This is a genomic window from Acinetobacter sp. YH12231 (assembly GCF_013417755.1).
Classification (GTDB): domain Bacteria; phylum Pseudomonadota; class Gammaproteobacteria; order Pseudomonadales; family Moraxellaceae; genus Acinetobacter; species Acinetobacter amyesii.
Genome location: NZ_VPDJ01000018.1, coordinates 47,469 through 60,081 on the forward strand (window position 1 = coordinate 47,469; position 12,613 = coordinate 60,081).

Annotated in this window: 13 protein-coding genes; 6 read left to right on the forward strand and 7 right to left on the reverse strand. The window is 40.6% G+C overall.

Going from position 1 to position 12,613, the window contains the following annotated elements; genetic code table 11:
- Window positions 1-49: 49 nt before the first annotated feature.
- Both FTV11_RS12085 and FTV11_RS12090 read right to left on the reverse strand, forming a co-directional pair.
- On the reverse strand, window positions 50-1,216 hold the full coding sequence (locus FTV11_RS12085; RefSeq protein ID WP_180074063.1) for an ATP phosphoribosyltransferase regulatory subunit: 1,167 nt from the start codon (window positions 1,214-1,216) through the stop codon (window positions 50-52).
- A gap of 321 nt (window positions 1,217-1,537) precedes the next feature.
- A complete protein-coding gene (locus FTV11_RS12090) occupies window positions 1,538-1,993 on the reverse strand; it encodes an Lrp/AsnC family transcriptional regulator (RefSeq protein WP_078189073.1) in 456 nt (151 codons plus the stop codon).
- A 142-nt stretch (window positions 1,994-2,135) separates the two neighbouring features.
- Here FTV11_RS12090 and FTV11_RS12095 point away from each other — a divergent pair, with 142 nt between their 5' ends.
- Window positions 2,136-2,882, forward strand: coding sequence for an AzlC family ABC transporter permease (locus FTV11_RS12095; protein ID WP_180074064.1), 747 nt, complete (start codon window positions 2,136-2,138; stop codon window positions 2,880-2,882).
- Complete coding sequence (locus FTV11_RS12100) at window positions 2,879-3,178, forward strand: AzlD family protein (RefSeq protein ID WP_180074065.1); 300 nt, start codon at window positions 2,879-2,881, stop codon at window positions 3,176-3,178. The genes FTV11_RS12095 and FTV11_RS12100 overlap by 4 nt, the downstream gene beginning before the upstream one ends.
- Window positions 3,179-3,336: 158 nt before the next feature.
- On the opposite strand, the gene FTV11_RS12105 is transcribed toward FTV11_RS12100, so the two are convergent.
- On the reverse strand, window positions 3,337-3,639 hold the full coding sequence (locus FTV11_RS12105) for a hypothetical protein (RefSeq protein WP_078189224.1): 303 nt from the start codon (window positions 3,637-3,639) through the stop codon (window positions 3,337-3,339).
- A gap of 200 nt (window positions 3,640-3,839) precedes the next feature.
- Window positions 3,840-4,868 (reverse strand): type I glyceraldehyde-3-phosphate dehydrogenase, encoded by a 1,029-nt coding sequence (locus FTV11_RS12110; protein WP_180009414.1) that lies wholly within the window; start codon window positions 4,866-4,868, stop codon window positions 3,840-3,842.
- 574 nt (window positions 4,869-5,442) lie between these two features.
- Here FTV11_RS12110 and alaS point away from each other — a divergent pair.
- From alaS to csrA, 3 genes are all read left to right on the forward strand, one after another.
- Window positions 5,443-8,136 carry an alanine--tRNA ligase gene (gene alaS / locus FTV11_RS12115; RefSeq protein ID WP_180074066.1) on the forward strand — a complete coding sequence of 898 codons (2,694 nt, stop codon included), beginning with the start codon at window positions 5,443-5,445 and terminating at the stop codon, window positions 8,134-8,136.
- Window positions 8,137-8,482: 346 nt separating this feature from the next.
- Window positions 8,483-9,763, forward strand: coding sequence for an aspartate kinase (locus tag FTV11_RS12120; RefSeq protein WP_078194395.1), 1,281 nt, complete (start codon window positions 8,483-8,485; stop codon window positions 9,761-9,763).
- Window positions 9,764-10,011: 248 nt separating this feature from the next.
- On the forward strand, window positions 10,012-10,266 hold the full coding sequence (gene csrA, locus FTV11_RS12125; protein ID WP_078189080.1) for a carbon storage regulator CsrA: 255 nt from the start codon (window positions 10,012-10,014) through the stop codon (window positions 10,264-10,266).
- Between the two features lie 92 nt (window positions 10,267-10,358).
- Here csrA and rnhB read toward each other — a convergent pair whose 3' ends face one another.
- Together rnhB and FTV11_RS12135 are read right to left on the reverse strand one after the other, a co-directional pair.
- Window positions 10,359-10,928, reverse strand: a complete 570-nt coding sequence (rnhB, locus tag FTV11_RS12130) for a ribonuclease HII (protein ID WP_180074067.1) — start codon at window positions 10,926-10,928, stop codon at window positions 10,359-10,361.
- 93 nt (window positions 10,929-11,021) lie between these two features.
- Window positions 11,022-11,411, reverse strand: a complete 390-nt coding sequence (locus FTV11_RS12135) for a hypothetical protein (protein ID WP_078189082.1) — start codon at window positions 11,409-11,411, stop codon at window positions 11,022-11,024.
- Between the two features lie 212 nt (window positions 11,412-11,623).
- Between FTV11_RS12135 and FTV11_RS12140 the strand changes: the two genes are divergently transcribed.
- Window positions 11,624-12,181 carry a cytochrome b gene (locus FTV11_RS12140; RefSeq protein WP_180009411.1) on the forward strand — a complete coding sequence of 186 codons (558 nt, stop codon included), beginning with the start codon at window positions 11,624-11,626 and terminating at the stop codon, window positions 12,179-12,181.
- 49 nt (window positions 12,182-12,230) lie between these two features.
- Here FTV11_RS12140 and FTV11_RS12145 read toward each other — a convergent pair whose 3' ends face one another.
- A complete protein-coding gene (locus FTV11_RS12145; RefSeq protein ID WP_180074068.1) occupies window positions 12,231-12,605 on the reverse strand; it encodes a hypothetical protein in 375 nt (124 codons plus the stop codon).
- Window positions 12,606-12,613: the final 8 nt, after the last annotated feature.

A 12,613-nucleotide genomic window follows, 5' to 3' on the forward strand; every position in this document is an offset into this window, starting at 1 on the left:
ATGCTGTTAAAATTGGAAAAAACGTGTGTGCCCGCAGGCACATCCGCGATTAAATTTGTTTGATTGTCCACTCGCCATTTGCATTCACCAACTGGTGCGTTGCATACGGTGCTGAGCTTAAATCATCATTACCTAACAATTGAACAACACTGAATCCTTCGGTACGTGCTGCCTCAATTGCCTTTAATAAATCTGCTTCGATGCCTTTTGGTGCAACCAAAACTTGGCTTTTCTGAACTTGACCTGCAGTTAATGCATATAGGTCACAAGAAAAACCTGTAGCTGGACGCGCACGACCGAAGTGTTCACCAATACCGTCATAGCGACCGCCTTGAGCCAATGGCGCAGCACGGTTTGGCGCATATACGGCATACATTAAACCAGTGTGATAGTGATATGAACGAAGTTCAACCACATCAATACCAATGTGTAAGTCTGGCCAACGGGCTTGGATTGCCGCTTGAGTCGATTTCACTGCATCAAAAGCCAGTTTAAATGCTTCGTTATTTAAAACTTCAGCACTTAAATTTGCTTGTAACGCATCTAAATCACTTGCAAAACGACCTAAAGTATAAAAGTCAGCACCATTTGGAATGCTTTGTGTGAATTCAGCAAGTTCAGGTAGAGCTTTACGTTGATACAAGTCAGATAACTGACGTTCAACTGCTTTGCTCAAGCCAGCTTGTTTCACCATGCTGCGGAATAAACCGACATGCCCTAAATCAAGATGGATACCATCTGCATGACCTGCTTTAGCAAGCAAGTTGATCATGACATCAATCAGTTCAACGTCAGCATCAATGCTGTCTGAACCAAATAATTCAGCACCTAACTGTAAAGGTGCACGTGTGGTATTAAAACCCTGTGGCTTAGTATGTAGTACTGTACCAGCGTAGCAATAACGAGCTACACCTTCGACAGGATGTACATGCGCATCAATACGAGCCACTTGTGGTGTCATATCGGCACGCACACCAAGCAAACGACCTGAAAGTTGGTCGATCACTTTAAAAGTGGCTAAGTCTAAATCTTGATTCGATTCTGAAAGAGAAGATAGAGATTCGATGTATTCAATGAATGGCGTGTACACCAACTGATAACCTCGAGATGCGAGGAAATCTAATGCTTCACGACGCAAAGATTCAATCACTTGCGCCTGTTCTGGCAGTACATCAGCTACACCATCAGGTAATAACCATGTCTCTGAAATGGGCATGTTGTAAACCTAAATTCTTGTCAGCGCGGAACAAATCCGCATAAAAAAATCGGGAGCACACCCGATTTCTCCTAGTTTAGCACGATAGTTTTACGCTTGCACACGACTTTTTCATAAAAGATGCTTCAGCATTCATTACTTCATCTACAGCTTTAACTTTTACAACTAAATCCATGTTTATGCTTATATTTTAAAATCCTGTGAACGTTATTTTTTTAACCATTTGATAAAAAATAATAAGCGTCCTACTTTCTATAGATGAAGTTTTAAACAAAGTTATAAATATGATCAGGCTCAATAACTTAATTTAAGACTCGAACATCAATCCAAAGGAAGTGCTGTAGTTTGTTTAACAGCCTGTAACGGTATCTCTGTTTTTACATTTTGCACACTGGCAATCTGCGTTAAATGATGAATCTGAAACTTTCGATAGGCTTCTAAATCTGCCACGACGATACGTAAGAAAAAGTCACAATCCCCTGCCATGAGTTGACATTCAACCACCTCAGGCATCGTTTGAATCGCTGCGACAAAATCATTCACGGTTTTTGCATCTTGACCTTTTAGCCAAATCCGCGCAAATACCGTTAAACTTAAATTCAATTTTGACTGATTCAGTAAAGCCACATATTTCTCAATATAGCCTTCATCTTCTAGTTGCTTAACCCGTCTCAAACACGGCGAAGGTGATAAACCAACTAGTTGGGCCAATTCATTATTTTGTAGTTTTCCATTTTGCTGTAATGCTTGCAAAATGCGTTTATCTATCTGATCCATCAATAAAGGCACTAAATTTCACAATAATCTTTATTTTAGCAATTTCATTGCACAATAAAAGCAATCTTTCATAAAATAGCTGCCAAATGCTGCTCAGATATCCATAAAATATTGCTTTCGATCTCGCTTCATGGAAAACGTCATGTTGATGTTTAGACAAAGTACACTCAATCATACCCATTCACAGCATTCTATTGAGTTTAAACGAGGTCTAAAAACATCTATTCCAATGCTGCTGGGCATTATTCCTTTTGCATTAGTTCTGGGTGCTCAGGCAACACATAAAGGCTTTTCTAGTTTAGAAGTTCCGCTTTTGACTGGTCTTAACTTTGCAGGTGGTTCTGAATTTGCCATTTTGCAAGTTTGGACCAATCCCCCTAATATTCTCATGCTGATGTTTATTACGTTTTTAGTGAATAGTCGGCACCTATTAATGGGGGCGAGCCTTGTCCCGTATTTACGACATCTACCAAATCGCACGGTTTATACCGCTTTATTTTTTATGTGCGATGAAAGTTGGGCCGTAGGTTTGGCCGATGCGCAAAAAAAATCTAATGCTTTGGGAATTCAGCGCGCCTTTAGTTTAATGTTCTATGCAGGCTTATGCTGTGCTCTATATTTGATGTGGGTCGGCTTTACCACTTTAGGAGCAATGATCGGACCGATACTTGGCGATATTAGTCGACTTGGTTTTGATATGGCCTTCCCTGCTGTATTTCTTGTTTTACTACGTGGCATGTGGAAAGGCTTTAAAGCGGCGCGTCCATGGCTGGTCAGTTTGATTGCCGCATCTCTGGCTTATTTGTATCTCCCTGCGGGCTGGTATGTTCCGATTGGCGCAGTTACGGGTATTGCTTCTGCATTTTTCCTAATTGGAGATGATGTATGATCCACTCTAGCACCCTGATCGCGATTCTATTTATTGCCTTAACCACTTACCTGACCCGTATCTTGGGTTATGTGTTACTGAAAAACCGTAGCCTCACCAACAAACAACGTCAAATTATGGAAGTTGTTCCCGGCTGTGTGTTGATCTCAGTGATCGCGCCTTATTTTGTTAAAGATAATCCTGCTGATTTGATCGTGATGGCCATTACCCTATTTACAGCATCACGTTTTTCATTATTGCCTACCGTTGTGATTAGCATGCTTTCAGCAGCCGTGTTAAGACAAATTTTGATTTAGTCCCATACGATCATATGTTGAAAAACGCGTGAACTACGATTTGAACCCAATGACAATAAATATTGAGAATCATCTTATTGGATAAAAAAATACCCATACCTTGAGATTACATGCTTCATGCAGATATCGAGCTATGGGCAGTCTTCTTTATCTTTCGATTAGCTTTGATCGGTTTTGACCACTTTTGCCAAAAGGTTCACCAACTCTGCATTTTGCAATTCAACTTGCTGTAATTTGTGAGTGGTTTGATCTAATACTTCTTGCTGGATATGCATTTTCTTTGCAAGGTCTTGCATAATTTCCAAGGTCTTTTTCAGGTTGGCTTCTAGATGCACCACTTTTTCCTCGAGTGGCAAGGTTTCATGCGCGGTAGATTGCGATACGTCACGATTAAACTGTAGCCAAATTAAAAATATAACCGCCAGCGCCAATAATAAAATAAATCCCCAAAGTAACATCAACATCATGCTCAATACTCTTTATATATTTCTTTGACTTTCATCTTAAACAATAAATCGGCTGTGCTTGAATATTTTTTAAAGTTTTTCAATATTTTCGAGATACATCAACGAGATTACGCATGATTTTTCATCTAATTTTAGAAAATAAAAAAACACCTACAAGCTAGTAGATGTTTTCTATATTGGATAAGTTTGAATTTTTATAAAGAGTGAAAACTTTCACATAAATCGAGCAAGCGGTTCGCATAGCCCCATTCATTGTCATACCATGCGAAAACTTTTGCTTGCTTTCCTACCACCATGGTTTGATTCAAATCGACAATCAATGAATAAGGTGAATGATTAAAATCACTTGAGACCAAGGGCTCATCGGTTACTGACATAATTTCATGATAATCAAAACGTGCAGCTTTGCTTAACACTGCATTTAACTCATGCTTGGTGATAACTGATTGAGACACAAAACTTAAATCGATTGCAGCAACATTGATAGTCGGCACACGAATCGAATAGCCATCGATTCGATCTTCCATTTTCGGCATGACCCGTTTCAACGCACCCAGAGCTGAAGAGGTTGTTGGAATAATATTTTGACCTGAAGCTCGCGCACGACGTAAGTCACGATGTGCATGATCCAATACAGACTGATCCGCAGTCACAGCATGAATTTCTGTCATGAGTGCTGTGTCTATACCAAAGGCATCATCAATAATTTTGACTAAAGGCACCAAAGCCTGCGTGGTACACGACACACTCGAAATAATTTGATCCGTCGCTTTGACTTCATGATGATTAACACCATACACAATCGCAGCATCAACACTGTCAAACGGCGCAGCACCAATAATCACACGTTTGGCACCTGCACCAATATGCTGTGTGGCTGCCTCTCGCGATCTAAATAAACCTGTACATTCGAGTACCACATCGACATTCAGGTGTTGCCAAGGCAAAAGACTCGGCTGTGCTTCATTTAAAACTTGCACTTTGAGATGTGCTTGGGCACAAGAGATCTCTAGAAAAATAGCGCCATCTTGTTCAAGAATGTCGACTTGGCCTGCAAAACGACCATGCGTGGTGTCGTATTTAAACAAATGCACCATGGTTTCCACATCAGCGACATCATTTATGGCAACAATTTCATAGTGAAATTCCTTTGGATTTTCAAACCAAGCGCGTAATACATTGCGTCCGATTCGACCAAATCCATTAATTGCCACTCGCTGCATGACCAATCCTTCGTTTTAAAACAAAAATAAAGCATCTATATATTAATGGATTTCAACATGAAAACGTTATCATTTATTCGTTTAATGCTTATTGGGCTTTATTTTTATAAAGCGTTAGCGCCAACATAGATCTAAATATTAGCTTCACTGAAAATGTACGGCACCAAGATCAAGTTCAATCACTCTTAATAAAATGGATGCAAACATGCAATTTTCCCAATGAACTGAAAAATATAAATGCAAAGCACCTTCACGTAGAGCATTTATCAACGTGCTGAATTTGAACATTAAAAACTTTTCAAGACATATAAATGAAACGCAGCAACAGTGCGCTCACTAGATTAATCAATAAATACTTTCAGCGTTCCAAAGGTTTAAAAATCTAAAAATATAGGTGCTAAATTTAAAACATATAAAAAGTCATAGAGATAGCCGAAAATCATTGGTCACTACACCTTTTTCCGTTATAATTTAGCGTTTTTAAATTTTATGTCAGCATCTCAAGCCAGCTTTAAATTTTTGTAAGACTTGCTTGATATGCTATTACCAAATCGAAATTAGGAGAGACTTGGTTGTGAGTACTCGTTTTATGACATCAGCTGAAATTCGCGAAGCTTTTTTAAGCTACTTTGAATCGCAAGGGCATACACGTGTCGCGTCGAGTTCTCTGGTACCTGCCAACGACCCAACACTATTGTTCACAAATGCTGGTATGAACCAGTTTAAAGACTGCTTCCTTGGTCTTGAAAAACGTGACTACGTTCGTGCAACTTCTTCACAAAAATGTGTCCGTGCCGGCGGTAAACACAACGACTTAGACAACGTTGGTTATACAGCACGTCACCACACATTCTTTGAAATGTTGGGTAACTTCTCATTTGGTGACTACTTCAAACGTGATGCCATCACCTTTGCTTGGGATTTCTTAACCAACGAAAAATGGTTAGGTCTGCCAAAAGATAAACTATATGCCACTGTTTACCATACAGATGACGAAGCATTTGATATCTGGAACAAAGAAATTGGTCTAGACGCTTCACGCATTATCCGTATTGGTGACAACAAAGGCGAAAAATACGCTTCAGATAACTTCTGGGCAATGGGCGATACAGGTCCTTGCGGTCCATGTTCTGAAATCTTCTTTGACCATGGTGACCACATTTGGGGCGGCTTACCGGGCACTCCTGAAGAAGATGGCGATCGTTTCATCGAAATTTGGAACAACGTATTCATGCAGTTCAACCGTACTGCTGATGGTGTTCTGCATGCCCTTCCTGCACCTTCTGTAGATACAGGTATGGGCCTTGAGCGTATTTCTGCAGTTTTACAGCATGTAAACTCAAACTACGAAATTGACCTATTCCAAAACCTACTTAAAGCTGCTGCTGAAATCATTGGTTTAGATACCACTGAACTTGAAGCAAAAGCACAAGCAGAAAACAAACCAGTTGAATACCCTGCTTCACTTAAAGTTGTGGCTGACCATGCACGTTCTTGCTGCTTCTTGATTGCAGACGGTGTTAACCCGTCTAACGAAGGCCGTGGCTATGTACTTCGCCGTATTATCCGTCGTGCAGTACGTCATGGTAACAAATTGGGTGCAACAGGTTCATTCTTCTACAAAATGTTGCAGCCGCTGATCGACGTGATGGGCGCTGCTTATCCTGAGCTTGCTGCACAGCAAGCACGTATCGAAGCACAGCTTTTGAAAGAAGAAGAACAATTCGCAAAAACTTTAGAGCAAGGTTTGAAATTGCTTGAAGGCGAATTGGCTCAACTTAAAGGTTCAGTGATTCCAGGCGAAACTGTATTTAAACTTTACGATACTTACGGCTTCCCGACTGACTTAACAGCAGACATTGCACGTGAACGTGATTTAACGATTGATGAAGCTGGTTTCGAAGTCGAAATGGCGGCTCAACGTCAACGTGCGCGTGATGCTGGTAAATTTGCTGTCGACTACAACTCAATTGTCAAAGTTGAAGGCGAGACTCAATTTGACGGCTATGACGCAACTCAAGGCCAAGGTCAAATTGTTGCAATCTACAAAGACGGCGAACAAGTTGATGAAGTTTTTGAAGGTGACGAAGCACTAATCGTTCTAAACCAAACTCCGTTCTATGCAGAAAGTGGCGGTCAAGTTGGCGATACAGGTATCTTCAAAAACGAAACTGGTATTTTTGAAGTTCAAGACACCAAAAAATCAGGCGGCGCATTTGTACACCAAGGCATCGTGACCATGGGTAACTTAAAAGCGGCTCAAGCGGTTGAAGCGATTGTTAAAGCAGATATCCGTGCAGCAACATCGCGCAACCACTCTGCGACTCACCTGTTGCATGCAGCGCTGCGCCAAGTTTTGGGTACGCACGTACAGCAAAAAGGCTCATTGGTTGCCAGCGAACTTTTACGTTTTGACTTTGCCAATGATCAGCCTGTTTCATTTGAACAGCTTCAAGAAATTGAACGCATTGTCAATGCCGAAGTGATTGCCAACACTGCTGTTTCAACTGAACTTTTAGACATCGATGCGGCCAAAGAAAAAGGCGCAATGATGTTGTTCGGTGAGAAATACGGTGACGAAGTACGTGTACTTTCAATGGGTACAACCAAAGATGAGAAAAACTTCTCTATCGAACTTTGTGGCGGTATTCATGTAAAACGCACCGGTGATATTGGTCTATTCAAAATCACTTCTGAAGGCGGTGTTGCTGCAGGCGTACGTCGTATTGAAGCCGTTACGGGTACTGAAGCTGTTGAAGCTGCGCAAAAAGCAGATCGTGACATTCATGCAATCAACGATTTGCTGAAAGCGCAAAAAGATCAAACTTTAGAAAAAGTTGAAGCTTTGTCTCACACAGCATCTAGCTTGCAAAAACAAATTGAACAATTGAACCAAAAATTGGCAAGCTTCCAAGCCGCTGAGTTATTGAGTCAAGTTCAAGAGATTGGTGGCCGTAAAACATTAATCACCACGGTTCAAGGTGTAGATGCGAAATCACTTCGCAACTTGCACGACGGTGTGAAATCTAAGTTAGACAATGCTGTGATCGTGATCGCAGCGGTTGATGCCGACAAAGTGAGCCTCATTGCTTCGGTTGCTAAAGAATACACTGCTGCTGTAAAAGCAGGTGACATCATCAAACACCTTGGTCAAGAACTTGGCGGTAAAGGTGGTGGTAAACCTGATATGGCTCAAGGTGGTGCGCCTTATAGCGACAAACTTGAAGCGGTAATGACTGACCTCGTTGCATGGTTAGCTGCAAAATAAGACCAAAAGTCCTATAGCTCAAAGTGACTCACCTCCTTTGAGCAAATCAACAGGTTTAAGCAGTGTGTTTTTTAATGCTGGATCCTGCTTAAACACTGTTGATGCGTGAAAGCGCAAACTCAATCATCATGTTGAAACCAATATTCAACCTCTGGCTAAATGATGAAAATGGAGTCTAAAAGGCTGGGTTCATGTGAATCCCCTGCAGACACAAAGTATCTATTTGAACTCCTCCTACCTTGGAGTTCATAAGCTACGTGGTATATTAAAATCGCGCCGAAGTGCGGTCTTAAAATATGTGTAAGTGCTTTAAGTCTTTAGACTTATTTACTTGGTAAGGATAGTTATGGCATTAATCGTTCAAAAATATGGCGGTACCTCAATGGGTACTCCAGAGCGCATTTTAAATGTTGCTCGTCGTGTAAAGCGTTGGCATGATCACGGTCACAAAGTTGTGGTTGTTGTATCTGCAATGAGTGGCGAAACCAATCGTCTACTTGCTTTAGCGAAAGCCATTACCGAAACACCTGATCCACGCGAATTAGACCAAATGGTGTCTACGGGTGAACAGGTAACGATTTCTATGTTAGCAATGGCACTTAACTCTATTGGTGTTGAAGCTAAATCACTTACAGGTCGTCAAGTTGGTATTAAAACCGACAGCGCATTTACCAAGGCGCGTATTGAAGCGATTGATACAGATGTATTGACTTCAAACCTTGACGCTGGACGTGTCATTGTTGTGGCAGGTTTCCAAGGCTTTGATGCTGAAGGTAACACAACGACTCTAGGTCGTGGTGGTTCTGACACTTCAGGTGTTGCATTGGCTGCTGCACTTAAAGCTGACGAATGTCAGATTTACACAGACGTTGATGGTGTTTACACCACTGACCCTCGTGTCGCTCCAAAAGCGAAAAAAGTTGATCGTATTTCTTTTGAAGAAATGCTTGAAATGGCATCACTTGGTTCTAAAGTCCTTCAAATTCGCTCTGTAGAATTTGCAGGTAAATACCAAGTGCCTTTACGCGTATTATCAAGTTTTGATAATGACGATGATGGCGCATTCGACGAAAACTTTAAACAAAACGTCGGGACACTAATCACCACTGAAGCGGAAGACAACATGGAACAACCAATCATCTCAGGTATCGCGTTCAACCGTGATGAAGCTAAATTAACTATTCTTGGTGTACCGGATAAACCGGGTATTGCTTCAAACATCCTTTCACCAATTGGTGATGCCAATGTTGAAGTGGATATGATTATCCAAAACGTTGAAGAAGACGGCACAACTGATTTCACATTTACAGTTAACCGTAGTGAATTATCAAAAGCGAAAGCCATTCTTGAAGCGACTGCTCAAGAAATTGGTGCACGTGAAGTTGCAACTCGCGCAGACATCGTAAAAGTATCGATTGTTGGTGTTGGTATGCGCTCACACGCAGGTGTTGCAAGCAAAATGTTTACTGCTCTTGCAAAAGAAGGCATTAATATTTTGATGATTTCGACTTCTGAAATCAAAATTTCAGTGATTATTGATGAGAAATACTTAGAGCTTGCTGTACGTGCTCTACACACTGCATTCGGTCTAGACCGTGAAACAGGTGAATCAAGCGCACGTGCTTAATTAACCTTGCTGTGTGTCAAAATTTGTCATTGTTAGACAGATTTTGAAAAACATCGTAAAAATTCAGAGCCACTATAGTTTTTTTTATAGTGGCTCTGTTATATTAAACCTGAGGATTTTAAAATTTACTCAGTTTGCGACTGTCACAATGATTGTTTCAGATGCACTGCTAAATTTTTTGCTTTTACAAGTTATGAATTTTACATAACAGATCATTTGCAGGTTTTGCATTTTGCAAGGAGAGAAACATGCTGATTCTGACTCGTCGTGTCGGAGAAACATTAATGATTGGAGACCAAGTTAGCGTGACTGTACTTGGTGTTAAAGGTAATCAGGTTCGTATTGGCGTGAATGCTCCAAAAGAAGTATCTGTTCATCGTGAAGAAATTTACCAACGAATTCAACATGAACGCGCAATGCACGAACATCTCCAAAACATTGATCAAGAATATCAGCCATCTTTTGAAGAAACTGATTATTCCCAAAATAACTATAATCGCTAAGATTTAAGTTGTTTAAATCATAAAGCGGCTCATTAGGCCGCTTTAAATTTATCTAGAACATGCTTTTACTATAGAGGTTCAACTAAGCTTTATTACTGCCCTTCTAGAACTTTACGTACGGGGCCAAAACTGCGGCGATGTTCATCAATCACCCCATACTGCGCAATTGCTTCAAAGTGCGCTTTGGTTGGATAGCCCTTGTGTTTCGCAAAACCGTACTGTGGATATTTTGCATCTAGTTCAACCATTTCATGGTCTCGAGTCACTTTTGCCAAAATACTCGCAGCCGAAATCTCTGGATGAATCGCATCACCGCCCACGATAGCATCACAGCTCATCGCTAAACCAGCTGGGACTTTATTACCATCGACCAACACGTGTTCTGGCTGTACATTGAGTTTTTCCACTGCACGACGCATTGCAAGTAATGATGCTTGCAAAATATTGATCTCATCAATTTCTTGTGCAGAACTTTCAGCAATCGCCCAAGCCAAGGCTTTTTCTTTAATCTCAATAAATAACTTTTCACGTTTTTTTTCAGTAAGTTTTTTAGAATCGTTTAAACCTTCAATCGGGTTATTTGGATCTAAAATGACAGCTGCCGCAACAACCGAACCCACCAATGGACCGCGACCCGCTTCATCTGCACCAGCAATTTTCATATATCTCTCACTCAAAATAAAATACGACCCTTGATTTAGATTTGCTGATTCACAGCAAAACCAATGTCAGGGTCGTATAAAATGTTCTAAATCTTAGTTTTTAAATGTTTCGATCACGCAAGCATTTAAAGTATTTGTCACAATTTTAGCCGCAAGATTTGCTTGTGAAGTTTTATCCATTGCTGCTACAACCAAATCCGTTGCAGTCACGCTAGTTGTCGCTTTCTCGCCTACACATGAACACACTTCAGTTTGTAGTTCAGATTTTTGAGTTTCTGTTAATAGTTTTGAACCTGTTTTCCAGTAGCTGTTGTTATTTAGCTCAGTCACGCATTTTGCTTGAACACCTACTTTAACAGCCATCATTGCCAAGCTGTTTGCTGAAGTTGTACCTGTAGATGTACTTGTACCTGTTGTACCAGTCGCAGCACATGCAGAAAGTACAAGCGCTAATGGCGCTAGAACAGCAACTAATTTTTTCACGAATATTTCCTTTGTTCTGTTAATTAACGCGCATATTGTGCCCCAAATCACACACCATCTGATATGACTATTTAAAATAAATTCGGTAGTTGTGTAGTTAATCATCAAAGCCTGTGTTGCATATTCACAACACAGTGTCCCGATTTTAAACGACGCATATTTTTGTGGTCTGTATTAGAATCTACATAAGATTAGACGCTTAAATAATCAACATGAGCAATAACACACAATACTACACTCGAACAGCTCAGGTCTTACATTGGCTGATGGCGATCATATTCATCGTGGCATGGTTAATTGGCTTTTATAGTGGTAATTTTCTGAGTTATGACGTCGATGGCAGCTTTAAAGGGCAAGTCATTACCCTCCATAAAAATATTGCGACTACGATTATTTTTCTGGTGGTGATACGAATCTTTTGGCGCTATACCCACCCCGCACCTGAATTACCTGACAGTATGTCATCCGGCATGAAAACCTTGGCACATTTGGGTCATTTAGCACTGTATTTTGTACTACTGGCTTTACCGATCACGGGTTGCTTATTTAGTTGGAGTGCAGGTCACCCTGCCCCTGTATTGTATTTGTTTGAAATACCACGCTTGGTACAAGATAATCCTGAATTATTGGCCATCGTGAAACCTCTACATATTTGGATTTCTTGGGCAGCAGGCTTGCTCTTAGTGGGTCATATTGTGGCAGCGCTGAAACATCATTTCATTGATAAAGACCATGTGCTCAAAAGCATGACACGACAACCAAAACCCTAATAAAGACAAAAAAAAGTCACATCATGTGGCTTTTTTTAAGCATTATCTTTTAATTCAGCACTTGCTGAGCACAGCCGCGCATACTATTCAAAACCGCTTTAGAAATCAGTTTATTCTTTTCAGTTTCATTCACTGCAGCAGTCATCAGATCTTTCGCACCGATATCATCCATGGCATGTTCACTCACGCACTGACAAATCGCAGCTTGATTGTCTTTTTTCTGTTGAGCACTCATAAACAACGCAGCACCTTTCCAAATTTTAGAAGTATTTAATTCTTGCGAGCATTGATATTCAATCACGGGCTTTAGCATACGCTGACTTAAACTTGATTTATCTGCAATAGCAGCGGATGAAATCAATACTGAGGCTAAAAATGTAATCGATGAGGCAAATATAGAGCGATTTGAATGAGAGAAAAGCATGATTTAAA